Source organism: Azospirillum agricola (genome assembly GCF_017876095.1).
GTDB lineage: Bacteria > Pseudomonadota > Alphaproteobacteria > Azospirillales > Azospirillaceae > Azospirillum > Azospirillum agricola.
Map to the genome: position 1 here is coordinate 56,858 of NZ_JAGINM010000023.1, position 25,181 is coordinate 82,038.

Genomic DNA, 25,181 nt, shown 5'->3' on the forward strand with positions numbered 1-25,181 from the left:
CGGTCATGAAGGGCAACGCGACGCCGGACGGCCCCAACCGCCTGTTCGTCCTGACGGGTGGACCGGGGTCGGGAAAGAGCACGCTGATCCGCGCGCTGGAACAGGCCGGCCACGCCTGCGCCGAGGAGGCCGGGCGCGGCGTGATCCGCGACCAGACCGCCATCGGCGGTTCCGCCCTGCCCTGGATCGACCCGGCGGCCTTCGCCGAGCAGATGCTGGGCTGGGACATGCGCTCCCATCGCAACGCCCTCGGCCATCCGGGGGCCGTCTTCTTCGACCGCGGCGTGCCCGACACCGTCGGCTATCTGCGGCTGCACGGCCTGCCGGTGCCACCGCACCTGGAAAGGGCGGTCGACCTGTTCCGTTATGAAAAACGGGTGTTCATCACCCCGCCCTGGCCCGAGATCTACGAGCGGGACGCCGAGCGCCGGCAGTCGCCGGAGGAGGCGGAGCGCACCCACCGTTCCATGGTGGAGACCTACGGCGACTGCGGCTACGAGCTGGTCGAGCTTCCCCGCCGTCCCGTGCCGGAGCGCGTGACGTTCATCCTCGAACAGGCCGGACTCCGCTAGAGCGCTGGAAAACCGCCGAGCCTCGCCCCATGTCACCACGACAACCAGGATTTGGCCGCCTTGTCGATCGCATTTCCGGATTTCAAAGCCCAGGCGACCGCGCTCGCCTCCTTCATCGAGACGCACGCGGAGTGGGCCGGAGCCATCATCTTCCTGGTGGCCTTCACCGAGGGGATCACGATCGTCGGTCTTCTGGTTCCCGGCGTCCTCATGCTGACCGCGGCCGGGGCGCTGGTGGCCGCCGGCATCCTCGATTTCTGGACCGTCTATCTGGCGATCGTGGGCGGCGCCGTTCTCGGCGATGCCGCCTCCTACTGGCTGGGCCGCCTTTACGGCGAGCGTCTGTTCCAACTCTGGCCGTTCAGCCGGCGGCCGGAGCTGCGCGGCCGGGGCGAGGCCTTCTTCCATCGGCATGGCGGCAAGAGCGTGTTCCTGGCGCGCTTCGTCGGCCCCCTGCGCGCCGTGGTGCCGACCACCGCCGGCATGATGGCGATGCCTCACCGGCAGTTCCAGACCTTCAACCTGCTGTCGGCGGCGATCTGGGCTCCCCTGCTGATGTCGCCCGGTCACCTCGCCTGGACCGGCTACGACCTGAGCAGCCTCGGCAACCGCAACGCACCGGCGGCCGGGAGCGCGGAAAGCGCGCCGGGGCCGTGCAGGATCACTCCCCCCGTCGCCGGCTCGCCGCAGAACCCGGCCTGCTGATCCCGCCAGCCCATCCCGGACGCCCCGCCGGACGCCACGGTCAGCGCTTCAGCAGATCGGCGACGTTCAGCACCGCCTCCGCCACCTCGACCAACCGCCTGTTCTGGTCCATCGCCATCCTGCGCAGCGTCTTGTAGGCCTGATCCTCGCTGAGGTCGCGGTGCGCCATCAACAGCCCCTTGGCCCGCTCGACGATCTTTCGGTCGTTCAGCGCGGCGCGTGACTTCTCCAACTCCTCGTTGACCGTCTGGAAGCGGTGGAAATGCCCGGACACGGTTTCCATGATCGACCGCACCAGCTTGGCGCTCAACCCGTCCACCGCGTAGATGCTGACACCGGCCCTGACGGCGCGGGCCATCAGCGGGCGGTCCTCCTCGCCGACCAGAAGCGCGATCGGGCGCGGCGTCTCCCGGTTGATCGACATCAGATCCTCCAGATAGTCGCGGTAAGGGGAGGCCAGATCGACGATGATGACGTCGGGCCGGTGCACCTGGATGGCGGCGCGCAGGTCGGCGTCGATGCCGATCACCGCCGCGATCTCCGCACCGGACTCGCGCAGGCTGTCCTTCACCACCGCGGCGCGCTCGCCGTCATCATCGACCACCAGAACCCGCAAGTTCGCCGCCCCTCCGATGTCCGCGCTTCCCCATCGAAGCGAGCCGGTTGCGATGGCGTTCTGCACAGCAAAATCCGGACCACCTCAAAAACCAATCCAAAGGTTCCATATCGGCGCGACCGATGCCCATTCCTTGGGCTGACCGCCCACAGCCTGGACAGGACCGGAACGCTCCGCAACCGCCGGGCTCTCCGGAGGGAGTATGCCTTTGCCGGCCCCGCGCCGCGCCCTAGCTACTGTCCGGTTGGAAACCACCGTTCACGCGAGAACCAAGGAGACGACGATCATGGCGATGCGGCAATCCGACGCCGAATGGCGTGGCGACCTGAAATCGGGCAGCGGCAGGATGCGGCTCGGCAGCGGGGCGTTCGAAGGGTCCTACTCCTTCCCGTCGCGCTTCGAGAACGGCACCGGCACCAACCCCGAGGAGCTGATCGCCGCCGCCCACGCCGGCTGCTTCTCCATGGCGCTGTCGGCGGCGCTGTCGCAGGCCGGCCATCCGCCGACCCGCGTCCACACCAACGCCAAGGTCCATCTGGAGAAGGACGGCGCCGGTTTCTCGATCACCCGGATCGAGCTGGAATGCGAAGCCGAGGTTCCCGGCATCGACGCCGCCGCCTTCGCCCAGCAGGCCGACGGCGCCAAGGCCAACTGCCCGGTCTCCAAGGCGCTGGCCGGAACCGAGATCAGCCTGAACGCCAGGCTGCTCTGACGCGACACCCCTTGCGGGCGCCCCGACCCGCGATGCTACAGTGCGCGCCGCCCGCGACCGGGCGGCGCGCCGTCGCCGTGCCCGTCGCCGGCCAAGGGAAAGCGACGCGACGGGGGAAACGCGCCATGGCTCCGCAGGGGACCGCAGCAGACTTCACGGACGGCTTCATCGACATCGCCGGCGACCGGCTGGAATACCGCCGCATCCCGGCCGCGGGCGAGGGACGGCCGACGCTGGTCTTCCTGCATGAGGGCCTCGGCTGCATCGCCATCTGGAAGGATTTTCCCGACCGGCTGGCGGCGGCGACCGGCTGCGGCGCGTTGATCTACTCCCGGCGCGGCTACGGCGCCTCCTCCGCCGTCACCCCGCCCCGCCCCATCGATTATCTGCACCGCGAGGCCGACATCGTGCTGCCGGCGCTGCTCGACGCCTTCGGCCTGACCGACACGGTGCTGGTCGGGCACAGCGACGGCGCCTCCATCGCGCTGCTCGCCGCCGCCGGCCCCCTGGCTCCGCGCATCCGGCTGGCAATCGCCGAGGCTCCCCATGTCTTCGTCGAGGACGTCACCATCGCCGGCATCCGGGCGGCGGGCGACCTCTACCACAACGGCGGACTGCGCGAGCGGCTGAAGCGGCTGCACGGCGACAATGTCGACGGCGCCTTCCACGGCTGGCACGAGACGTGGCTGACCCCGGCCTTCCGGCATTGGAACATCGAGGATCGGCTGCCGTCGATCCGCACGCCGCTGCTCGTCATCCAGGGCGTCGGCGACGAGTACGCGACGGCGGCGCAGTATGACGCCATCGCCGCGCGCAGCGGCGGCCCGGTGTCGGTTCTGGTGCTGGAGGGTTGCGGCCACACCCCCCACCGCGACCGGGCGGAGGCCGTGCTCGCCGCCATGGCCGAGGCCATCGGCGTGGCGGCACGGCCGGCGGCATAAGCGCATCCACCTCATCCGGACGGGGTACTTCTAGCCAAAGGGCCGATTGACCGTACCCTTTTCATCAAACCATAGTGCCCAGCCCTGTGCCGAAGCCTGTTGTTCCGGCCGCTTCCTTCAGACGATGGACGATGCCGTTGCCTGTCTTTGTCCGGATCATGTTGCTTCTCGTGATGCTCGCCCTTCCCGGACGGGCGGCCGTCGCGGCGGCGGAGACCGCCGCCCGCGCGCCGGTGATCCTCGGGCTGGACGGCGAGTTCGGGCTGGCCAACAGCACCTCGGCGGAATCCATCGAGCGCGGCATCCGCACGGCCATCGACGAGATCAACCGGTCCGGCGGCGTGCTGGGCGGCCGCCCGCTGGATCTGGTGACGCGCGAGCACCGCTCCATCTCGGCGCGCGGCATCAAGAACATCCGCGAGCTGGCGGCCATCCCCAATCTGGTCGCCGTGTATGGCGGTCGCTTCAGCCCGGTGGTGATCGAGGAACTGCCGGTTCTGGAGGAGACCCGCACCCTGTTCCTCGCCCCATGGTCGTCGGCCGACGCCATCATCGACAACGGCATGAAGCCGAACTACATCTTCCGGTTGTCGTTGCGCGACAGCCTGGCGATGCCCTTCCTGCTGGCGCACGCCCAGCGCCGTGGCCTGACCCGCGTCGGGCTCCTGCTGACCAACACCGCCTGGGGGCGCTCCAACCTGGAGGCGGCCAACCGCTATTTCACGGAGGGCGGCGTGCCGCAGCCGGTGGGGACCGCGTGGTACAACTGGCGCGACCGCTCGCTGATCGAGAAGTACCGGACGCTGGCGCAGGCCGGCGCGCAGGCCATCGTGCTGGTCGCCAACGACGACGAGGCCGCGATCCTGGTGCGCGAGGTCGCCGCCCTGCCGGCGGCGGAGCGGCTGCCCATCCTCAGCCATTGGGGCATCACCGGCGGCGATTTCGTCGGACAGGCCGGGGCAGCCCTGCACGAGGTGGACTTCAGCGTCATCCAGACCGTCAGCCTGTTCCGCACGCCGCCCGACCGCCTCGCTCCCGTCCTGGAAACCACCCGGCGGCTGTTCGGCCTCTCGCGGATCGAGGAGATCGAGGCGCCCGTCGGTTTCATCCACGCCTACGACCTGACCCACATCCTGGCCCGCGCCATCGATCTCGCCGGCACCACCGACCGCGCCGCCGTGCGGGACGCCCTGGAACGGGTCGAGCATTACCAGGGACTCGCCCGGACCTTCGACCGCCCCTTCACCCCGGACCGTCACGAGGCGCTGACCGAGAAGGAGCTCCTGATGGCCCGCTTCACGCGAGACGGCGTTCTCGTGCCCGACGGCGAGTGAAAGGGCGTGCGATGACGACACCGGCGGATCCCGCACCGTCCCTCCTGCGCACCGTGCAGCGGCGCTTCACCAGCGGCCGGCTGGCCCGCCGCTTCGCCTTCGTGTCGCTGATGCTGGGCGTGCTGCTGGCCGTCCTGATCGGCGCCAGCCTCTATCTGGTGTCGAGCCGCCATCTGATCCGGCAGCACCACGGCAACATCGAGGCCAACGCGGCCCTGGTCGCCCGCCAGACCGAAGGGCTGCTGACCACGCTGGTCGACACGGTGCGCGAGCTGTCGGACAACAGCGTCCTGGCCAGCGCGCTGGTCGATTCCGCCGGCAAGGAAGCCTATCTGCTGCCCTTCCTGCGCAGCTTCAACCGGATCGCCAGCGTCCCCGTCGCGCTGGTCTTCACCGATTTCGAGGGCGTCCCGATCGCCGACAACGGGCAGCGGACCGGACAGTGGGCGGGCCGGCTGCGCATGACGCCGGAGGACATGGCCTGGCTGGTCCGCAGCATGGCCACCGGTCAGCCCGCCGCCACGGTGGTGTGGGAGAACGGCGTCCCGTTCCTGCTGGCGGCGGAGATGCTGATCTATTCGCGCACCGCCTCGCCGGAGGGCGCCCTGCTCTACAAGGTGCCGCTCAGCACGCTGGTCCTGCACCCGGAGGCCGAGCTGCGCCCGACCGGCGCGCCGCCGCCGCCGATGGCCGAAGGCGCCATGGCGGTGGAGGTGCCGCTGTCGCTGCCCGAGCATCTGCGGCCGCTGCGCCTGACCCTGCGGCTGGAGGCCCCGGCGACGCCGTCCGCCGCCTTCCAGTCCTGGGTGCTGCCCTTCTACGGGCTGGTCGCCCTGCTGTCCCTGGTGGCGCTCTATTTCGGCAGCCGGGCGGTGGGCAACCACATGACCCGGTCGCTGCGCGATCTGGAGCAGTTGGCCGGCGCCATCGCCAGCGACGGCTTCACCGGGCAGCGCGCCCGCGTGCGCGGCAACGACGAGGTCAGCGGGCTGGCCCGCACCTTCAACGCCATGCTCGACCACATCGGGGCCATCCAGCACGAGCGCGAGATGCGCGCGGTGGAGGAGATCACCGTCCAGCGCACGCTCGCCGAACGGGCGGAGCAGGCCCGCAACGAGGCCGAAAGCTCCAAGAACGAGGCGGAGCGCGCCCGCCAGGAAGCGGTCATGGCGCTGATGGTCGCCGAGCGCGCCAACGCCGCGAAGACCCATTTCCTGGCGGCGGCCAGCCACGACCTGCGCCAGCCGGTGCAGTCGCTGGTCCTGCTGACCTCGGCGCTGGCCGCAAGGCTGGGCGACCACCCGGCCTCCTCGCTGGTCGGCAGCATCGAGACCTCGATGGAGGCGCTCTGCCGCCTGCTCGACGCCATCCTCGACGTGTCGAAGCTCGACGCCGGCACGGTGTCGCCCAACGTGCAGGCGGTCTCGCTCGGCGCCATCTTCGAGCGGCTGGACGCCGAGTACCGGCTGCGCGCCGCCGAGAAGGGCATCGGCTTCCGCAGCGTGCCGAACAGCCTGACGCTCTGCGCCGACCCGGCCCTGCTGGAACGGATCATCCGCAATCTGGTGGAGAACGCGCTCCGCTACACCGACAGCGGGCGCATCCTGCTCGGCTGCCGGCGCGGCCCGTCGGGGCTGCGCATCCAGGTCTTCGACACCGGCATCGGCATCCCGCCGGAGCATCTGGAGCGCATCTTCCACGAGTTCTATCAGGTCTCCAACCCGGCGCGCGACCGTGGCAAGGGGCTGGGACTCGGGCTTGCCATCGTCGACCGGCTCGCCCGGCTGCTCGGCTACCGGGTCCATGTCGCCTCCTGGCCCGGCAAGGGGTCCTGCTTCACGCTGGAGATCGGCGACCTCATGGCACCGCCGCTGGAGGCCGAGATGGCGGTTTCGGCCGATCCGGTCGCCCCGGACCCCAGCGGCGGAACCGCCCTGGTCATCGACGACGACCCGCTGGTGCGCGAGGGGCTGAGCCTGCTGATCGAGGGGTTCGGCTGGCGCGTCCTGGCCGCCGACGGCGCGTCGGGCGCCCTGCGGGTGCTGGCCGAATCCGGCCGCCTTCCCGATCTCGTGATCGCCGATTACCGGCTGGCGGACCATGAGACCGGCCTGGACGTCATCCGCGCGGTGGAATCGGCCATGGCCGGCCGGCCGCCGCTCTGCGTCGTGCTGACCGGCGACACCGCGCCGGAACGGATCGCCGACGCGGAGGCCAGCGGCTACCGCATCCTGCACAAGCCGATCGGCGCCAAGGACATCGCCCTGCTTCTGAACGAGGCGGCGATTCCCACGACGACCCAGGGCCGTCCGGAGCGGCGGAGCCGGGGACCCGCCCTGATCGGCGGCTGATTCCGGGCGACGGGTGCCCGGCGGCTGTCGGTTCTCACCCGCCCCCGTCACGCCCCCGCACCGAAGCCTGCACCACCACGCTGACCTGATCCACCAGCCGTTCGATGATCTGCGCCGGAAGCCCCCCCTCGTGGTGGGCGGCGGCGGCATCCTCCAGGGTCCCCCGCGCCTCATCGACGGTGAGAAGCCCTTTTTCGACCATCGCAATCATCAGCGACTCACAAATCGAGAGCGCGGCCAACCCTGCCGCCTCCTCCTGCGCAGCCATGTCTCGCCCCCGTCGTTTACCACGGTTCCGGCATCATCCTGTCCCGAACCTCTTGAACAACAGGCCGAAATCGGCCCCGTCACACCCGTTCGGGGAAAAATTCTTATGCCCTTAACCTATGTTGTAGCCGTACCGGCCGAAAGGTTGAATCGTTCGTGGCTGCCCTTAATCGGGGTAGAGGCACGACCGGCATTCAGGCGACAAATATTCTATCAAAGAAAGCAAAGAGACGACCATGACTCGCGCCTCGGCGAGATCCGTGCCGGAAGCCACTCCATTGTGGCTCAAACTCAGCAGCTACCTAATCCTTACGGATGAGGAGAAAGCTTATCTTTCTGAGCTTGAAAGGAACATCTTACGTCAGCCGCCGCGCAGCGATCTTCTCCAGCAGGGAGAGAAGTACCGCGATGTTCGCGTTATGCGTGAAGGCTGGGCGATCCGTCACAAGGCCTTGCCGGACGGCCGCCGCCAGGTCGTCAACTTTGTTCTCCCCGGCGATATCATCGGGATGTATTCGACCTTGTTCGAGTCCGCCGACCACAGCGTCACCACGCTGACGGCGGTCGAAGTCGCGTGTTTCCCCCCCGACCGGATCGTCGAGCTGTTCCGCGGCTTTCCCCGTCTGGCCGCCGCGCTCGCCTGGTCGGGGGCGCGCGAGGAGGCCATCGTCGCCGAGCGGCTGCTCAGCCTCGGCCGGCGCACCGCGCTGGAACGCACCGCCCACCTGATCGTCGAGCTGCTGCGCCGGCTCACCACCGTCAACATGGCGGACAACGGGCATTTCACGCTGCCGGTGACCCAGGAGATCCTGGCCGACGCCCTTGGCCTCAGCATCGTCCACATCAACCGAACCCTGCGCCGGCTGCGCGACAGCGGCCTGATCGAGCTGAACGGCCAGCGGATCACCGTCAACGACGTCCGCCAGCTCGCCTCGGTCGGGCAGTTCGACGAGTTGTACCTCCACCTGATCCGTGCCCCGAAACGGTTGGAGCGCGCCTTTTCCGGAGAGGAGCGCCGCCCCCATGCCGGCGGCGCCGGCGAGGGCAGGCGGAAGATGTAGGATTCGGCCCGCGCGCCGGGGAGCGGCGCTCCCCGCCCCTCATCTCCGACCATCCGAAAAGACGAACGCCTTGACCCAAGCCTCCGACCAGGGTGTCCCCCCGAACCTCGACCAGCGGCTCGCCGCCCCCGCCCCCGGCGATCAGCCGGCACAGGTGCGGCGGATGGTGCGCCGGCTGGGCATCGGCGCCGCCCTGCTCGCCGTCACCGTGGCGCTGCTGCTCACCTTCGCCGGCTACCGCGCCTATCGGGAGACGAACACCGAGGTCCTGCGCGAAACCGAACTTCTGGTGGAGACGCTGTCCGGTCACGCGGCCCGCTTCATCGAGGCCGCGGACCTGATGCTCGACCGGCTGCGCCAGCTGGGCGAGGAAACCGGCTGGAGCGACCCGGCCCAATCGGCCCGCCTGTCGGCCGAGCTGCGGAGGCTGCGCGGCCTCATGCCGGCCGTCATGCGACTGGGAATCTGGGATGCCGAGGGGCGCCGGCTGGCCTCGACGGAGGACGATCTGCCGGCCGGCTTCTCGGTCGCCGACCGGCCCTATTTCGCCGCCCATCGCCCCGGTCCCGGAGGCGCGGCGCCGGAGGCGGCCAACGCCCTGGCGATCAGCGAACCGCTGGCGTCGCAGGTGGACGGCTCGACGATCATCGTGCTGAGCCGCCGGATGAGCCGGCCCGACGGCGGTTTCGCCGGAATCGTGACGCTGTCCTTCAAACCCATGGAATTGACCCTGCCTCCGGCGCGGCTGCCTCCGGGCGGCCCCGCGTCGGTCTTCTGGACCCTAGGCGACCAGCGGACGCTGGCGGTCAAGGGGCCGCCGGCCGAGTTGGCGGCCAAAACCGGGCAGGAACCGGCCCGCCGCAGGGTCGGTACCTATCCGCTGTTCGTCGAGGCGATTCCGCCCAAGGGGGCGGAGTTCGACCGCTGGCTCGCCCTGATGCTGCCGCAGTTGGCTCTGGGGCTGGTCGTGCTGTTCGGTTTCGGGGCGGGCGCCTGGATCCTCCTGCGCTGGGCGTCGGCCGAGGATGCGCACCGCAGCACCCTGGCCACGCTGGCGACCCGGCTGCGCCGCTCCAACGCCGACCTGGAGGAGCGCGTCGCCGAGCGCACCAGGGAATTGTCCGAAGCGGTGGCCCAGCGCGACCTGCTGATGAAGGAGGTCAACCACCGGCTGAAGAACAGCCTTCAACTGGCCTGCGCGCTGGTGCAGATGCAGGGGCAGACCGGCTCCACCCCGGAGGTCCGGCAGCAGCTCGCCGACACGGTGGCGCGCCTTCAGGCGATCGCCCGCGTCCATGACCAGCTCTACCAGACCGACGATGTCCGCCGGGTGGCGGCCGCCCCCTATCTGCGGACGCTGTGCGCCGACCTGGAGCAGTCGACGCTGGCGAGTCAGCGCTTCTGGCGCATCGTCGTGACCGCCGATCCGGTCGATCTGCCGACCGACCAGGCGGTGCCGGTCGGGCTGATGGTCAATGAACTCGTCACCAACGCCCTGAAGCACGGGCAGCCGGCCGAGGCGGATGGAGGCAACTGGATCGTCGAGGTCGGGTTTTCCCAGCTCGCCGACGGGCGGCTCCGCCTCACGGTGCGCGACCATGGCGCCGGGCTGCCCGACGACACGCTGCCCCGGAGGGACGGAAGCCTGGGCATGAAGCTGCTCAACGGCCTGACCCGGCAGTTGAACGCCACCCTGGCCGTCGAGAACGCCGCGCCAGGGGCACGGTTCATCATGACCTTCCGTCCCCAGGACGTGGCGTGAGGCGGGAACGCATCGCAGGACCGCAATCCTGATCACGCCGCCATTGCTTGGGGCGACGCGCCGGCAGGCGCAAGGATTCGGATAAAACGCATCCGGTTGCGCCCACGGTTCGGAATATAAACCCTTCAGTTGCATCAAACGGGAAATTCACTTCCCATTTCGGGAATAATGAAAGGTTGTCCCAGGGCCAGTCTGTGAAGGACGCCGCGACCAGCGGCGAATTCAATAAAATTTGAATCGGATCTTATTGTCTCTGCCGTTTTTTTGAACACGAACGCATGAAATTCTTCGCCACGCAGAGCACATCCTAAGATTGATTTGAGCACCCAGGCTCCGGATGGAGTGGTGGCGCGTCGGATGATGTCCCGACGAGATGCCTTGCCGGCCATGCCGTTCGGGCAACCGCGTGTCCGGAAACGCCGTCTTTCCTCGCCACCCGCGATTTGCGTCGCAGCAATCCGCGATCCGGCCTCCGATCTGTATCGGACATCGCATCGTCGGCGTCGCCCGTCTCGTCGCACGGCACCGCCCCCGTGCCAACCGCAGAAAGACGGCAATCCAGGGCGGCCGCCGATTCGACGCCCCCATGGAGCGATTCCAATATGACACATAATCGCGCTTTACATGGATTGATCTGTATCATATTTTCCTTCGAGACAGTTCGTTGGACGCGCAATCAATCGCAGGGACGCCGATGTACACGCAAGGTTTGGACAGCAAGACCGAGCATGGCACCCAGCCGCCGCCCCGGTTGGTGACCGCCGAGGACAACCGCTTCCAGGAACGCGTCGACGCCGAGGAGAAGATCGAGCCGCGCGACTGGATGCCCGAGGGCTACCGGCGCACCCTGGTCCGCCAGATCTCGCAGCACGCCCATTCGGAGATCGTCGGCATGCTGCCGGAGGGCAACTGGATCACCCGCGCGCCCAGCCTGCGCCGCAAGGTCGCCCTGCTGGCCAAGGTGCAGGACGAGGGCGGGCACGGCCTCTACCTCTACAGCGCCGCCGAGACGCTGGGCGTGTCGCGCGACGAGCTGGTCGAGCAGCTCCTGTCCGGCAAGGCCAAATATTCCAGCATCTTCAACTACCCGACGCCGACCTGGGCCGACATCGGCGCCATCGGCTGGCTGGTCGACGGTGCCGCCATCATGAACCAGGTGCCGCTCTGCCGCTGCTCCTACGGCCCCTACGCCCGCGCCATGGTGCGCATCTGCCGGGAGGAGAGCTTCCACCAGCGCCAGGGCTACGAGCTGATGCTGGCGCTCGCCACCGGCACGGCGGAGCAGAAGCGGATGGCGCAGGATGCGCTGAACCGCTGGTGGTGGCCGGCCCTGATGATGTTCGGCCCGTCCGATGACCAGTCGGCCCACTCCGCCCAGAACATGGCCTGGAAGATCAAGCGCTTCTCCAACGACGAGCTGCGCCAGCGCTTCGTCGACGCCACCGTCCCGCAGGCCGAGTTCCTGGGTCTGACCATCCCCGACCCGGACCTGCGCCTCGACCCCGAGAGCGGCCATCACCGCTTCGGCGCCATCGACTGGACCGAATTCAACGAAATCCTGAAGGGCAACGGCCCCTGCAACCGCGAGCGCATCGAGGCCCGCCGCAAGGCGTGGGACGAGGGCGCCTGGGTGCGCGAGGCCGCCAGCGCCCACGCCGCCAAGCGCGCCGCCCGCGCGCTGAAGAAGGCCGGCTGACAAGAGACACGAGGGAAAGAGACCATGGCCCCGCCAAACACCGATCGCAAGGACTGGCCGCTGTTCGAGATCTTCATCCGCCCGAAGAACGGCCTCAGCCACAAGCATGTCGGCAGCCTGCACGCCGCCGACGCCCGCATGGCGCTCGACAACGCCCGCGACGTCTACACCCGCCGCGGCGAGGGCGTCAGCATCTGGGCGGTGCCGGCGGCCAGCATCGCCGCCTCCGACCCATCCGAGAAGGCCAGCCTGTTCGAGCCGGCGGACGACAAGATCTACCGCCATCCGACCTTCTACGACATCCCCGCCGCCGTGAAGAACATCTGACATGAAGACCATCTGACCCGGAAGGCCATCGCATGAGCACGGATCGCCAACAGGCCCTCTTCGGCTACGCGTTGCGGCTGGGCGACACCAGCCTGGTGCTCGGGCACCGGCTGTCGGAATGGTGCGGCCACGCACCGGAGCTGGAGGAGGACATCGCGCTGACCAACGTCGCGCTGGACCTCGTCGGCCACGCCCGCCTGCTGCTGAGTTACGCGGGCGAGATCGAGGGGAAGGGCCGCGACGAGGATCGCCTCGCCTACCGGCGCGACGTCTTCGACTACCGCAACCATCTGCTGGCCGAGCAGCCCAACCGCGACTTCGGCCACACCATCGTGCGCCAGTTCCTGCATGATTCCTGGGCGGTCGAGCTGTACGGCCGCCTCGCCGCCTCGGCCGACCCCACGCTGGCCGGCATCGCCGCCAAGGCGGTGAAGGAGGTGCGCTACCACGTCCGCCACAGCGCCGACTGGCTGATCCGGCTCGGCGACGGCACCGATGTCAGCCGCGCCAGGGTCGCGGACGCGCTGGAGCGCCTGTGGTCCTACACCGGCGAGATGTTCGAGCGCGACGCCGCCGAGGACACGCTGGTGGCCGCCGGCATCGCCCCCGATCCGGCCGAGCTGCGGACCGCCTGGAACACCCGCGTCGCCGCGGTGCTGGAGGAGGCCACGCTGGACCGCCCGACCGACGGCTGGATGCAGAAGGGCGGCCGGCGCGGCGAGCACAGCGAGCATCTCGGCTATCTGCTGGCCGAAATGCAGTTCCTGCCGCGCGCCTACCCCGACGCGGTGTGGTGAGGCGACCATGCCCGACGCAGCAGGCTGCTGGGGACCGGAGCCGGGAGCCGATGCGGCGGTGACGGCCGCGTGGGATGCCCTGGCCACGGTCATGGACCCGGAAATCCCCGTGCTGAGCGTGGTCGAGCTCGGGATCGTCCGCTCGGTGGCGCGCGACGCGTCCGGCCGGCTGGCGGTGACGGTGACGCCGACCTACTCCGGCTGCCCGGCCACCGGCGTGATCGTGCTGGAGGTGGAGACCGCGCTGGCACGCGCCGGGCTCGACGCGCGGGTGTCGGTGGTGATCGCCCCGCCCTGGACGACCGATTGGATCAGCGACAGCGGCCGCGCCAGGCTGGCCGAGGTCGGCATCGTTCCGCCGCCGAAATCCGGCAAGCGCGCGTTGACCGCGCCCGACGAGACCGTCGCCTGCCCGCTCTGCGGCTCCGCCGATACCATGCAGATCAGCCGCTTCGGCTCGACCGCCTGCAAGGCGCTGCACCGCTGCAACGCCTGCCTCGAACCGTTCGACGTCTTCAAATGCCATTGAGCGGCCCCGACCGAGCGGCCGTACGCCCGACAAGGAATCCCGTCCCCATGAGCGCCCCCAGCTTCCACCCGCTGACCATCCGCGAGTGCCGCCGGGAAACCGCCGACACCGTGTCGATCCTCTTCGACGTCCCTCCCGACCTCGCCGACCGTTACCGCTTCGTCCAGGGCCAGCACCTCACCTTGAAGACGACGCTGGGAGGCGAGGAGGTCCGCCGCTCCTACTCCATCTGCTCCGGGGTGGACGAAGGCGAACTGCGCGTCGCGGTGAAGCGGGTGGAGGGCGGCCTGTTCTCCACCCACGCCAACCAGTCGCTGGCGCCGGGTGCCGTGATCGACGTGATGACGCCGATGGGCCGCTTCACCACGCCGCTCGACCCGGAGGCGGCGCGAACCTACGTCGCCTTCGCGGCCGGCAGCGGCATCACCCCGATCCTGTCGATCCTGAAGACGGCGCTGACCCGCGAGCCCCGGAGCCGCTTCCTGCTGGTCTACGGCAACCGCACGGTTTCCTCGATCATCTTCCGCGAGGAACTGGAGGATCTGAAGAACCGCTTCATGGACCGGCTGGTCATCCACCATCTGCTCAGCCGCGAGCCGGAGGAGGCCGGGCTGCTGTCCGGCCGCATCGACGCCGCCCTGGTGCGTGAACTGTGCGACGGGGCGATCGACGCCGGATCGCTCGACGCCGCCTTCCTGTGCGGCCCGCAGCCGATGGTCGAGGCGGTGCGCGACGCCCTGGCGGCGGCCGGCACCCCGCCCGGGCGCATCCATCTGGAGCTGTTCGGCACCACCCCCGGTCCGCGCGCGGCCCGGCCGAAGACCGCCGCCGACAGCCACAGCCCGGCCGACGCCGCGACCGTCGCCATTCTCCAGGACGGCAAGCGCAAGGAATTCGCGCTCGCCTATGACGGCGAGAGCATCCTCGACGCCGCCCACCGGCACGGCGCCGACCTGCCCTATTCCTGCAAGTCCGGCGTCTGCTGCACCTGCCGCGCCAAGCTGCGCGAGGGCAAGGTCGAGATGGCCGAGAACTACTCCCTGGAACCGTGGGAGGTCGAGGCCGGCTACGTCCTGACCTGCCAGTCGCGCCCGCTGACCGAGCGGGTCGTCATCGACTTCGACGCCGCCTGACGAGCCCTGCTGCCCGCGCACCACGATAAAAGAACGAGGAAACGCCCGATGACCACGACCCCGCAGACCCTGTTCGCCACCCACGAGGCCACGCTGCGCCAAGCCGTCGAGGCCAGCCGCAGCCGGGCCTACTGGTCGGCCTTCCCCGAGATGCCGAGCCCGCGCGCCTATGGCGAGACGGCGGCGGCGGACGGCGAGGCGGCCTTCGCGGCCTATCAGGGCAAGCCCTTCGTCCTGGACCAGCCCGGAGCCACCGGAACGGCCGGCGGGGAGCGCTCGCCCTTCGGCATCGATCTCGGCATCAGCTACCCGGTGTCGGACATCGACGCGCTCCTGACGGCCGCCAAGGCGGCGATGCCGGGCTGGCGCAAGGCCGGGCCGGACGGCCGCGCCGGAGTCTGCGTGGAAATCCTGAAAAGGCTGAACGCCCGCAGCTTCGAAATCGCCAACGCGGTGATGCACACCACGGGGCAGGCCTTCATGATGGCCTTCCAGGCCGGCGGCCCGCACGCCCAGGATCGCGGGCTGGAGGCCGTCGCCTATGGCTGGGCGGCGATGACCGCCCAGGCGCCCGCCGCCCGCTGGGAGAAGCCGCAGGGCAAGAACCCGCCGCTGGTGATGGACAAGCGCTTCGAGGTGGTCGGGCGTGGCGTCGCCCTGGTCATCGGCTGCGCCACCTTCCCGACCTGGAACGGCTATCCGGGCCTGTTCGCCAGCCTCGTCACCGGCAACGCGGTGATCGTCAAGCCGGGGCCGACGGCCGTCCTGCCGCTCGCCATCACCGTCAAGATCGCCCGCGAGGTGCTGGCCGAGGCCGGGCTGGACCCCAACCTCGTGACGCTCGCCGTCGGCGACACCATCGCCAAGGATCTGGCGCTGAGGCCGGAAGTGGCGATCATCGACTACACCGGCTCGACCGGCTTCGGCGACTGGCTGGAGCGGAACGCCCGCCAGGCCCAGGTCTACACCGAGAAGGCCGGCGTCAACACGGTGGTGATCGATGGCACCGACGATCCCAAGGGCATGGTCCGCAACCTTGCCTTCACGCTCAGCCTCTATTCGGGGCAGATGTGCACGACGACGCAGGTGATCTTCGTGCCGAAGGACGGCATCCAGGCCGGCACCGAGCGGATGGGCTTCGATCAGGTGGTGGCGGCGCTGGCCGGCGGGGTGGACAAGTTCCTGTCCGACCCGGAACGCGCCGTCGAGGTGCTGGGCGCCATCCAGTCCGACGCCACGCTGGCCCGCATCGAGGAGGCATCCAAGCTCGGCACGGTCGCCCTGCCGTCGCGCGCCATCGCCCACCCGAGATTTCCCGAGGCCCGCGTCCGCACGCCGCTGATCCTGACCATGGATGCCGCCGACGAGGACAAGTACGGCCATGAGCTGTTCGGCCCGATCGCCATCGTCGTGAAGACCGACTCCACCGCCGACAGCCTGGAGCGCGCCGCCCGCCTGACCCGCACCAGGGGAGCCCTGACCGCCGGCCTCTATTCGACCGACCCGGCCCTGATCGAACAGGCGACCGACGCCTTCGTCGAGGCCGGCGTCGCCCTGTCGGTCAACCTGACCGGCGGCGTCTTCGTCAATCAGTCGGCGGCCTTCAGCGACTTCCACGGCACCGGCGCCAACCCGGCCGCCAACGCGGCGCTGTGCGACCTCGCCTTCGTCGCCAACCGCTTCCGCGTCGTGCAGAGCCGCGTCCCCGTCGTGGCGGAGGCCGCCCAATGAGCGCCTCGGAGACCGAAAAGACCATCCTTCTGACCATCGCCGACGGCGTCGCCACCGTCACCCTGAACCGCCCCGACCGGCTGAACAGCTTCACCGCCGCCATGCACGACGAGCTTCGCCAAGCGCTGGCCGAGGTGCGGGAGGACCGCTCCGTCCGCTGCCTGCTGCTGACCGGCGCCGGGCGCGGCTTCTGCGCCGGGCAGGATCTGTCCGACCGGGCCGTCGCACCCGGCTCCAAGGGGCCGGATCTCGGCGTCTCGATCGAGACCAACTACAACCCGCTGATCCGCACGTTGCGCGACCTGCCGATGCCGGTGGTCTGCGCGGTCAACGGCGTCGCGGCGGGGGCCGGGGCCAACATCGCGCTGGCCTGCGACATCGTGCTGGCCGCCCGCTCGGCCAGCTTCATCCAGGCCTTCTGCAAGATCGGGCTGATCCCCGATTCCGGCGGCACCTGGACCCTGCCGCGCTTGGTCGGCCAGGCCCGCGCCATGGCGCTCGCCATGCTCGGCGACAAGGTTCCGGCCGAGCAGGCCGAAGCCTGGGGCATGATCTGGAAGGCGGTGGACGACGAGCGGCTGATGGAGGAGGCCGGTGTCCTGGCCCGCCACCTCGCCACCCAGCCAACCCACGGGCTGGCGCTGATCAAGCGGGCGATTCACGCCTCCTCCACCAACGACCTCGACACCCAGCTCGACCTGGAGCGCGATTTCCAGCGGGAGGCCGGCCAGTCCAGCGACTACCGGGAGGGCGTTGCCGCCTTCATCGAGAAGCGCGCGCCGAACTTCGAGGGCCGATGATGGCGGCCCTGTCCCCCTCCGTCACCGTGGCCGTGGTCGGCAGCGGCGCCATGGGCCAGGGCATCGCCCAGGTCGCGGCGCAAGCCGGCCATCCGGTCCTGCTGTTCGATTCCCGCCCCGGCGCCGCCGGGGCCGCCATCGAGGCCATCGCCAAGGCCCTGACCGCGCTGGTCGAAAAGGGCAAGCGCAGCCCCGCCGAGCGCGACGCCACGCTGGACCGGCTGCGCGCCGTGGATGGCCTTGCCGACCTCGCCCCGGCCGGGCTGCTCGTCGAGGCGATCGTCGAGGATCTCGACGTCAAGCGCCGCCTGTTCGCCGGGATCGAGGCCGTCGTCGCCCCCGACGCCATCCTGACGACCAACACCTCGTCCCTGTCGGTGACCGCCATCGGGGCCGGAGTGGCGCGGCCGGAGCGACTGGCCGGCCTGCATTTCTTCAACCCGGCGCCGCTGATGGCGCTGGTCGAGGTGGTCAGCGGGCTGGCGACCGCCGCCGATGTTCTCGATACCCTGGCCGACACGGCCCGTGCCTGGGGCAAGAGTCCGGTGCGCTGCCGTTCCACCCCCGGCTTCATCGTCAACCGGGTCGCCCGCCCCTTCTACGCCGAGGGGCTGCGGCTGCTCCAGGAGGGCGCCGCCGACCCCGCCACCCTCGACGCGGTGATGCGCGAGGCTGGCGGCTTCCGCATGGGGCCGTTCGAGCTGATGGACCTGATCGGCCATGACGTGAACTTCGCGGTGACGCGCTCGGTCCACGCCGCCTATTTCGGCGACCCGCGCTTCCAGCCCTCGCTGATCCAGCAGGAGCTGGTCGAGGCCGGACGGCTCGGCCGCAAGAGCGGACGCGGCTTCTACGACCACAGCCCCGGTGCCGCCCGGCCAGCGACGAGCGAGGCCGCCGCCGGCCCGCGCCCGTCGCGCGTCACGGTCGAGGGCGACCTCGGTCCCGCCGCCGCCCTGCCCGGCCTGCTGCGGGACGCCGGGGCGACGGTCGAGGAACGGCCCGGCGACGGCGTCCTCGTGGTGGACGGTGTCACGCTGGCCCTGACCGACGGACGCAGCGCCACCCAGCGCGCCGTCGAGGACGGCCGGACGCCCCTGGTCCTGTTCGATCTGGCGCTGGACTGGAGCAAGGCGACTCGCGTCGCCCTGGCCGCCGCCGACGGCACCCCGGCCGAGGCTCTCGCCAGCGCCGCCGGGCTGTTCCAGGCGCTCGGCAAGAACGTCTCGGTGATCGACGACGCGCCCGGCATGATCGTCCTGCGCACCGTCGCCATGCTCGCCAACGAGGCGGCGGACGCGGCGTTCCAGGGCGTCGCCTCCCCCGCCGACATCGACCTCGCGATGACCAAGGGTGTCAACTACCCGCTGGGACCGCTGAGCTGGGCCGACCGCATCGGCGGAACCCGCGTGCTGGCGGCGCTCGACGCGCTGGCCCGCGCCTACGGCGAGGACCGCTACCGCGCCTCGGCGCTGCTGCGCCGCAAGATCTGGGGAGGAACCCGCTTCCATGAGTGAGACCAACGCCGCCGCCTCCACCGAGGCCCAGGCCGTCGCCGAGGCGGTCGGGCGCGGCATGTACGAGCGCGACCATTGCGCCCGGGCCCACGGCATCGAACTGCTGGCGATCGCCCCCGGCTACGCCCGCATGACCATGATCGTGCGCAAGGACATGGTGAACGGCCATGACATCGGCCATGGCGGCATGACCTTCACGCTGGCCGACACCGCCTTCGCCTACGCCTGCAACGCCGCCAACGAGGCGACGGTGGCGGCCGGCTGCTCCATCACCTTCCCCGCCCCGGCGAAGCTCGGCGACCAGCTCACGGCGGAATGCCGCGAGGTCCACCGGCGCGGCCGGTCGGGCGTCTACGACGTCACCGTCACCAACCAGGACGGCGCGGTCGTCGGCCTGTTCCGTGGCCAATCGGCGCGCATCAAGGGAAACGTGGTCGAACTCGGCTGAGTCGGCCACCATCTGTTCGTTGGTGGAGCAAATCATGAGCGAAGCCTTTCTCTGCGACGCCGTCCGCACCCCGTTCGGCCGCTATGGCGGCGGGCTGGCCCCGGTGCGCCCCGACGACCTCGCCGCCGTGCCGCTGAAGGCGCTGATGGAGCGCAACCCCGGCGTCGAATGGTCGGCGGTGGACGACGTGATCCTCGGCTGCGCCAACCAGGCCGGCGAGGACAACCGCAACGTCGCCCGCATGGCGGCCTTGCTGGCCGGCCTGCCCGACAGCGTGCCGGGCACCACCATCAACCGGCTGTGCGGGTCCGGCATGGACAGCATCGCCATCGCCGCCCGCGCCATCAAGGCCGGCGAGGCCGACCTGATCGTCGCCGGCGGCGTCGAGAGCATGACCCGCGCGCCCTTCGTGATGGGCAAGGCCGACAGCGCCTTCTCACGCTCGGCCGAGATCGCCGACACGACCATCGGCTGGCGCTTCGTCAACCCGCTGATGAAGGCCAGGTTCGGCATCGACAGCATGCCGGAGACCGCCGAGAACGTCGCCGCCGATTACAACGTCAGCCGCGCCGACCAGGACGCCTTCGCCCTGCGCAGCCAGCAGCGCGCCGCCCGCGCCCAGGAAGCCGGACGCTTTGCCCGCGAGATCGTCCCGGTCCGCATCCCCCGCCGCAAGGGCGACCCGGTTGTCGTCGCCGAGGACGAGCATCCGCGCCCCGACACCACGCTGGAGGCGCTGGCCAAGCTCGGCACCCCCTTCCGCAAGGAGGGCGGCAGCGTCACCGCCGGCAACGCGTCGGGGGTCAACGATGGCGCCGCCGCTGTGATCGTCGCCTCGGAGGCGGCGGTGAAGCGCTACGGCCTGACGCCGCGCGCCCGCGTCGCCGGCACGGCCGTGGCCGGCGTGGCGCCGCGCGTTATGGGCATCGGCCCGGCCCCGGCCTCGCAGAAGCTGCTGGCCCGCCTCGGCCTGACCATCGCCGACATGGACGTGATCGAGCTGAACGAGGCCTTTGCCGCGCAGGGCCTCGCGGTGCTGCGGATGCTGGGCCTGCCCGACGATGCCGCGCATGTGAACCCCAACGGCGGCGCCATCGCGCTGGGCCACCCGCTGGGCGCCAGCGGCACCCGCCTGGTCGCCACCGCCGTGATGGAGCTGGAGGACCGCAAGGCGTCCCGCGCGCTCTGCACCATGTGCATCGGCGTCGGCCAGGGCATCGCCATGATCGTCGAACGCGTCTGAACAACCAAGAACCGGCCACCAAAAGCGCCGGACCCGAAGAACGATCCAGGAAACGGGAGAAACGCACCATGCCGACCACCCTGACCGAGACCGCCCCCGTCGCGCCGCCATCGGCCGTTTCCCCGTCCGGTCTCGACCGCTACGAGATGGCCAGCCGCGACGAGATCACGGCGATGCAGACCGAACGGCTGGCCTGGTCGCTGCGCCACAGCCACGCCAACGTTCCCGCCTTCCGCGCCAAATGCGAGGCGAAGGGCGTCCATCCCGACGACTTCAGGGAACTGAAGGATCTGGCGCTGTTCCCCTTCACCGTGAAGGACGACCTGCGCCAGAACTATCCCTTCGGCATGTTCGCCGTGCCGATGGATGAGATCGTCCGCGTCCACGCTTCCAGCGGGACGACCGGACGGCCGACGGTGGTCGGCTACACCAAGGGCGACATCGACGTCTGGGCGGAATGCGTCGCCCGCTCGATCCGCGCCGCCGGCGGCAAGCGCGGCGACATGGTGCACATCGCCTACGGCTACGGCCTGTTCACCGGAGGCCTGGGCGCCCATTACGGGGCGGAACGGCTCGGCTGCACCGTCGTGCCGATGTCGGGCGGCCAGACCGAGAAGCAGGTCCAGCTCATCATGGACTTCAAGCCCTCGATCATCATGGTGACGCCCTCCTACATGCTGAACATCGCCGAGGAGATGCGCCGCCAGGGCATCGACCCGCGCGCCACCAGCCTGCGCGTCGGCATCTTCGGGGCCGAGCCCTGGACCGGCGCCATGCGCGGCGAGATCGAGAAGACCTTCGACATCCACGCCGTCGACATCTACGGCCTGTCGGAGGTCATGGGACCGGGCGTCGCCTCGGAATGCGTCGAGACCAAGGACGGTCCGGTCATCTGGGAGGATCATTTCTACCCGGAGATCATCGACCCCGACAGCGGCGAGGTCCTGCCCGACGGCTCCTACGGCGAGTTGGTCTTCACCACCCTGACCAAGCAGGGCATGCCCGTCATCCGCTACCGCACGCGGGATCTGACCCGCCTGCTGTCGTCCACCGCGCGGGGGATGCGGCGGATGGACAAGATCACCGGGCGCTCCGACGACATGCTCATCATTCGCGGCGTGAACGTCTTCCCGACCCAGATCGAGGAGCTGATCTGCCGGGATCCGGCGCTGGCCCCGCATTACGAGCTGGTCGTCACCCGCGAGGGGCACATGGATTGCCTCGCCGTCCGCGTCGAGATGGATCCGGACACCCGCCCGTCGGACTGGGACCGCCACGCCAGGAACTTGCAGCACGCCATCAAGTCGCGGGTCGGCATCAGCACCACGGTCGAGCCGGTCGAACAGGGCGGCGTCGCCCGCTCCATCGGGAAGGCCAAGCGGGTGCGCGACCTGCGCCCCAAGTCCTGACGGCTACGGACGCTGCGCCAGCAGCGGTGTGGCGGCGTCGATGACGCCGTTCAACAGGATCTGCACGCCGACGCAGAACAGCAGGAAGGCGAACAGCCGCGTCAGCACCCGCGCGCCCGTCGGCCCCAGCAGGGCGACCAGCCGGTCGGCCGAGCGGTAGGACAGCCAGATCAGCACGGCGATGGCCAGCGCCGCCGCCGAAACGCCGATGAAGAAGCCGGTGAGCGCCCCGCTGTCCGCCGGCCGGGTGGAGCCCAGCGCGATGGCGACGGAGATCGTTCCCGGCCCGGTGGTGAAGGGCATGGTCAGCGGGAAGAAGGCGGATTCCTCGGCGGTCTCCGCCGGGGCCGCCTGCTCCTGCTTCCTGGCCTCGTGCGTCTCGGGAGCGGTCAGCAGGACCCAGGCGCGCTCGGCCACCACGAAGCCGCCGGCGATGCGCAGCGCCGCCAGCGAGATGCCGAAGAAGTTCAGCACATAGGCCCCGGCCCAGAGCGCGGTCAGCATCACCACGGCGGAGTAGAGGCCGACCAGCCCGGCCAGCCGGGCGCGCTCCCGCTCGCTGCGCTCGGCGGTGACCTGGCTGAAGATCAGCGCCATGGCGATCGGGTTGACGATCGAGAACAGCGCCGTGAAGGCGAGCAGGAAGCTGTCGAGCATGCGGGCTGGTCGTCCGGCGGATGGGCGTCATCCCTGATACAGACGCCCCCGGCCGCTGGCAACTCCGCGCTTCGTCGGAGGGGTCAGGGCGTCGCACCCTTCCGACGCGGCCCGCCACCCGGACGGCCCGGCGGCTTGCCGCGCCCCTTGCCCCGGCCCCCCGGCTGGGCGTGGTGGAAATGCGGATGGCTCGGCGGCTTGTCGCCGCCATTGGCCGCAGCCGGCGCACCACCGTCCCTTGGCGCCCCGCCGTCCCGGCCGCGCCCCTCGCGACGTCCGCCGCCGCCACCGCGCCGCTCCTCCAGCCGGTTGCCATAGCAGCTGTCGCAGACGCGGAAGCGGTGGTTGGCCTTCAGCCGCGTGCCGCAGACCGGGCAGGCCCGCGCCAGCGAGCGTTCGGCCAGCGTCCGCTCGATGAAGGCGTTCAGGTGCGCCCGGCGCTCCTGGCACAGATCCATCTCGGGATAGGCCTCCGGAAAACGGTAGGCGAGCCACGCGTAGGCGGTCAGCTCCTTCACCGCGCGCTCGGCCTTCTCCAGCTCCACGTCGGTGCCGACATTGTGGCGGAAGCGCTCGGCGGCGTCGGGAGCGCCGTTGGGGATCCCCTTGCCCTGGTTCATCGCCCAGTTGCCGAGCAGGCGCAGGTTGTTCTGGTCGCGCGTGTCGATCGGGCAACGGGCCAGGATGTCGCGCACCGCCAGCGGCAGCTTGGCCCGGTCGACGGCCGCCGCCGCCTGGATGCGCTGCTCCAGGTCGGTCATGCGGAAGGTCTGGTTGGCGCGCAGCAGCTCCTGCCCGGCCGTGCGCAGCACCTTGGCGAGGCTGTCGGTGTCCAGCTCGCGGGCGATGGCCTCGACATGGCTGAGGTTGGGCGAGATCCACGAACGCGGATCCTCCGGCGGGACCGGCGGCGAGGTCAGCGCCCGGCGCACCGGGTTGATGTTCTCGCCCTCCAGCACGGCGACCCGCCCGTCCTCCTGCATGCCGAAGCGGCCAGCGCGCCCGCCGATCTGGCGGATCTCCGAATGGTTCAGGTCGCGCTCCTCGCGCCCGTCGTATTTGCGGGTGGTGGAGAGCACGACACGGGCGACCGGCAGGTTCAGCCCCATGCCGATGGCGTCGGTCGCCACCAGCACGTCGGCCGAGCCGTCACGGAAGCGCCGCGCCTCGGCCCGCCGGACCTCCGGCGACAAGGCGCCGTAGATCACCGCCACCGTGTGGCCACGCCCGAGCAGATCATGGCGCAGCGCCATCACGTCCTTGCGCGAGAAGGCGATCACCGCGTCGCTGCGGCGGACATTCTCCAGCGAGACCTTCTCCTCCTGCACGCGCAGCGGCGACTTGCGGGTGAACTCGACGACCTCCAGCTCCTCGCCCATCGCGTCGGCCAGCCGCTTGACGTAGGGGATGGCGTCGGCCGAGCCGGTCATCAGGATCTCGGGCGCCGCCACGCCGGCCACCGCCTGGGTCCAGGCCCAGCCGCGGTCGGCGTCGCCGATCATCTGGATCTCGTCGATGACGCAGGCGCCCCAGATCTTGGACGTGTTCACCATCTCGATGGTGGAGGAGGTGAAGGAGGCTCCCGGCCGCACGTCGCGCTCCTCGCCGGTGACGAGGCTGCACGGACGGCCGCGCGTCTCCAGCGCCTCCTGCCCCTCCAGCGCCAGCAGGCGCAGCGGCGCCAGATAGCAGCCGCTCTCCGCCTCGGCCAGCCGGTCCATCGCCGCGTGGGTCTTGCCGGAGTTGGTCGGGCCGACGAAGAGGCGCAGCTTGCGGATCATCGCGCGGGCGGTGGTGAAGCTGTCGAGATAGACGCCCATGCCGGACGCGTTCTCCAGCCGCTCGCGCCGCACCTTCAGGCCGGCGCGCGAGGCGGCGGTGGAGAAAGCCTCCTCCAGCGCGTCGAGCAGGGTCTGCAAGCGGGGAATGCGGCCGCCGAAGCCGATGACGCGCCCCAGCTCCTCCGCGAAGCCCTTGGGCCGCCACGCGTCGCCGAAGCCGGCGGCGCGCTGCTGCATCGACTGGAACCAGGAATCGACCCGACCCTTGGCCTTCTCGATGGCCGAGGAGGACAGGCAGGCGGCCTTGACCTTCTTGCCCAGCGTCTTGGCCTGGGGACGCCCGAACTCCTCCTCCGCCGTCAGCAGGCCCCACAGCTCGGCCTCGATGTCCGGCAGCGGGCCCAGCGCGATCTTGAAGCGCAGCTTCAGGCTGCGGTCGGTTCCGGGGATGGCGACCGGGTGGACGACCGCGATGCTCCAGCGGGCCGGCGTGCTGTCCGCGTCCACCTCGATGCCGTCGCCGCGCACGACGGCGGCGATGGCGCGCAGGGCCTCGCGGCGGTCGTATTCGTCGGCGGTGCCGGGGGTCTTGCCCGTCTCGGGGGCGGAGCGGTCGTCGGTCATGAATCCAGTGTCTTTTTTCTTGAGCGGCCGGTCCCTGAAAAGGCTCAAGGCGCGCGCGTGGAGACGCGCCGGCGCGGCACACCCGTGCGCCCGCGTCGGACCGGGTTCCCTATATGGGCTGAACCGCTTGCCCCGGCAAGCCGATTCCACCCCGGACGGCGAGGCCGG

Annotated in this window: 23 protein-coding genes; 19 read left to right on the forward strand and 4 right to left on the reverse strand. The window is 70.2% G+C overall.

Going from position 1 to position 25,181, the window contains the following annotated elements:
- The first annotated feature begins 5 nt into the window (after positions 1-5).
- Together J2847_RS27065 and J2847_RS27070 are read left to right on the forward strand one after the other, a co-directional pair.
- On the forward strand, positions 6-572 hold the full coding sequence (locus tag J2847_RS27065) for an AAA family ATPase (protein WP_209781880.1): 567 nt from the start codon (positions 6-8) through the stop codon (positions 570-572).
- Positions 573-632: 60 nt separating this feature from the next.
- A complete protein-coding gene (locus J2847_RS27070; RefSeq protein ID WP_209781881.1) occupies positions 633-1,277 on the forward strand; it encodes a DedA family protein in 645 nt (214 codons plus the stop codon).
- Between the two features lie 40 nt (positions 1,278-1,317).
- On the opposite strand, the gene J2847_RS27075 is transcribed toward J2847_RS27070, so the two are convergent.
- The gene (locus J2847_RS27075; protein WP_209781882.1) at positions 1,318-1,893 is read right to left on the reverse strand and encodes an ANTAR domain-containing response regulator; all 576 of its coding nucleotides are present in this window, start codon (positions 1,891-1,893) and stop codon (positions 1,318-1,320) included.
- Positions 1,894-2,179: 286 nt separating this feature from the next.
- Here J2847_RS27075 and J2847_RS27080 point away from each other — a divergent pair, with 286 nt between their 5' ends.
- The 4 genes from J2847_RS27080 to J2847_RS27095 all read left to right on the forward strand — a co-directional run bounded on the left by J2847_RS27080 (position 2,180) and on the right by J2847_RS27095 (position 7,231).
- Positions 2,180-2,605, forward strand: a complete 426-nt coding sequence (locus J2847_RS27080; RefSeq protein WP_085553930.1) for an OsmC family protein — start codon at positions 2,180-2,182, stop codon at positions 2,603-2,605.
- A gap of 125 nt (positions 2,606-2,730) precedes the next feature.
- Positions 2,731-3,546, forward strand: a complete 816-nt coding sequence (locus J2847_RS27085; protein ID WP_209781883.1) for an alpha/beta fold hydrolase — start codon at positions 2,731-2,733, stop codon at positions 3,544-3,546.
- A 137-nt stretch (positions 3,547-3,683) separates the two neighbouring features.
- The gene (locus J2847_RS27090; protein WP_411800653.1) at positions 3,684-4,880 is read left to right on the forward strand and encodes an ABC transporter substrate-binding protein; all 1,197 of its coding nucleotides are present in this window, start codon (positions 3,684-3,686) and stop codon (positions 4,878-4,880) included.
- A gap of 11 nt (positions 4,881-4,891) precedes the next feature.
- Positions 4,892-7,231 (forward strand): hybrid sensor histidine kinase/response regulator, encoded by a 2,340-nt coding sequence (locus tag J2847_RS27095; protein ID WP_209781884.1) that lies wholly within the window; start codon positions 4,892-4,894, stop codon positions 7,229-7,231.
- 34 nt (positions 7,232-7,265) lie between these two features.
- Here J2847_RS27095 and J2847_RS27100 read toward each other — a convergent pair whose 3' ends face one another.
- Complete coding sequence (locus tag J2847_RS27100) at positions 7,266-7,499, reverse strand: hypothetical protein (protein WP_085553928.1); 234 nt, start codon at positions 7,497-7,499, stop codon at positions 7,266-7,268.
- Positions 7,500-7,734: 235 nt separating this feature from the next.
- Between J2847_RS27100 and J2847_RS27105 the strand changes: the two genes are divergently transcribed.
- The 13 genes from J2847_RS27105 to paaK all read left to right on the forward strand — a co-directional run bounded on the left by J2847_RS27105 (position 7,735) and on the right by paaK (position 21,951).
- Positions 7,735-8,559 carry a Crp/Fnr family transcriptional regulator gene (locus J2847_RS27105; RefSeq protein ID WP_209781885.1) on the forward strand — a complete coding sequence of 275 codons (825 nt, stop codon included), beginning with the start codon at positions 7,735-7,737 and terminating at the stop codon, positions 8,557-8,559.
- Positions 8,560-8,629: 70 nt separating this feature from the next.
- On the forward strand, positions 8,630-10,321 hold the full coding sequence (locus J2847_RS27110; RefSeq protein ID WP_209781886.1) for a sensor histidine kinase: 1,692 nt from the start codon (positions 8,630-8,632) through the stop codon (positions 10,319-10,321).
- Positions 10,322-11,015: 694 nt separating this feature from the next.
- On the forward strand, positions 11,016-12,017 hold the full coding sequence (gene paaA / locus J2847_RS27115) for a 1,2-phenylacetyl-CoA epoxidase subunit PaaA (protein WP_209781887.1): 1,002 nt from the start codon (positions 11,016-11,018) through the stop codon (positions 12,015-12,017).
- A gap of 24 nt (positions 12,018-12,041) precedes the next feature.
- On the forward strand, positions 12,042-12,344 hold the full coding sequence (paaB, locus tag J2847_RS27120) for a 1,2-phenylacetyl-CoA epoxidase subunit PaaB (protein WP_085553924.1): 303 nt from the start codon (positions 12,042-12,044) through the stop codon (positions 12,342-12,344).
- A gap of 32 nt (positions 12,345-12,376) precedes the next feature.
- The gene (gene paaC, locus J2847_RS27125; RefSeq protein WP_209781888.1) at positions 12,377-13,141 is read left to right on the forward strand and encodes a 1,2-phenylacetyl-CoA epoxidase subunit PaaC; all 765 of its coding nucleotides are present in this window, start codon (positions 12,377-12,379) and stop codon (positions 13,139-13,141) included.
- Positions 13,142-13,148: 7 nt separating this feature from the next.
- On the forward strand, positions 13,149-13,670 hold the full coding sequence (paaD, locus tag J2847_RS27130; protein WP_209781889.1) for a 1,2-phenylacetyl-CoA epoxidase subunit PaaD: 522 nt from the start codon (positions 13,149-13,151) through the stop codon (positions 13,668-13,670).
- 47 nt (positions 13,671-13,717) lie between these two features.
- Positions 13,718-14,803, forward strand: a complete 1,086-nt coding sequence (paaE, locus tag J2847_RS27135; protein ID WP_209781890.1) for a 1,2-phenylacetyl-CoA epoxidase subunit PaaE — start codon at positions 13,718-13,720, stop codon at positions 14,801-14,803.
- Positions 14,804-14,851: 48 nt separating this feature from the next.
- Positions 14,852-16,534, forward strand: a complete 1,683-nt coding sequence (gene paaN / locus J2847_RS27140) for a phenylacetic acid degradation protein PaaN (RefSeq protein ID WP_209781891.1) — start codon at positions 14,852-14,854, stop codon at positions 16,532-16,534.
- Complete coding sequence (gene paaG, locus J2847_RS27145; RefSeq protein WP_209781892.1) at positions 16,531-17,334, forward strand: 2-(1,2-epoxy-1,2-dihydrophenyl)acetyl-CoA isomerase PaaG; 804 nt, start codon at positions 16,531-16,533, stop codon at positions 17,332-17,334. The genes paaN and paaG overlap by 4 nt, the downstream gene beginning before the upstream one ends.
- A complete protein-coding gene (paaH, locus tag J2847_RS27150; RefSeq protein ID WP_233474818.1) occupies positions 17,331-18,851 on the forward strand; it encodes a 3-hydroxyacyl-CoA dehydrogenase PaaH in 1,521 nt (506 codons plus the stop codon). The genes paaG and paaH overlap by 4 nt, the downstream gene beginning before the upstream one ends.
- Entirely contained in the window at positions 18,844-19,299 is a 456-nt protein-coding gene (gene paaI / locus J2847_RS27155) for a hydroxyphenylacetyl-CoA thioesterase PaaI (RefSeq protein WP_209781893.1), read from the forward strand. The genes paaH and paaI overlap by 8 nt, the downstream gene beginning before the upstream one ends.
- Before the next feature lie 34 nt (positions 19,300-19,333).
- Positions 19,334-20,542: a 3-oxoadipyl-CoA thiolase gene (gene pcaF / locus J2847_RS27160; protein WP_209781894.1), complete on the forward strand. Its 1,209-nt coding sequence runs from the start codon at positions 19,334-19,336 to the stop codon at positions 20,540-20,542.
- A gap of 146 nt (positions 20,543-20,688) precedes the next feature.
- Complete coding sequence (paaK, locus tag J2847_RS27165; RefSeq protein ID WP_233474825.1) at positions 20,689-21,951, forward strand: phenylacetate--CoA ligase PaaK; 1,263 nt, start codon at positions 20,689-20,691, stop codon at positions 21,949-21,951.
- 3 nt (positions 21,952-21,954) lie between these two features.
- On the opposite strand, the gene J2847_RS27170 is transcribed toward paaK, so the two are convergent.
- Together J2847_RS27170 and J2847_RS27175 are read right to left on the reverse strand one after the other, a co-directional pair.
- Entirely contained in the window at positions 21,955-22,608 is a 654-nt protein-coding gene (locus tag J2847_RS27170) for a MarC family protein (RefSeq protein WP_085553916.1), read from the reverse strand.
- 83 nt (positions 22,609-22,691) lie between these two features.
- A complete protein-coding gene (locus J2847_RS27175; protein ID WP_233474819.1) occupies positions 22,692-25,013 on the reverse strand; it encodes a helicase-related protein in 2,322 nt (773 codons plus the stop codon).
- Positions 25,014-25,181 lie beyond the last annotated feature (168 nt).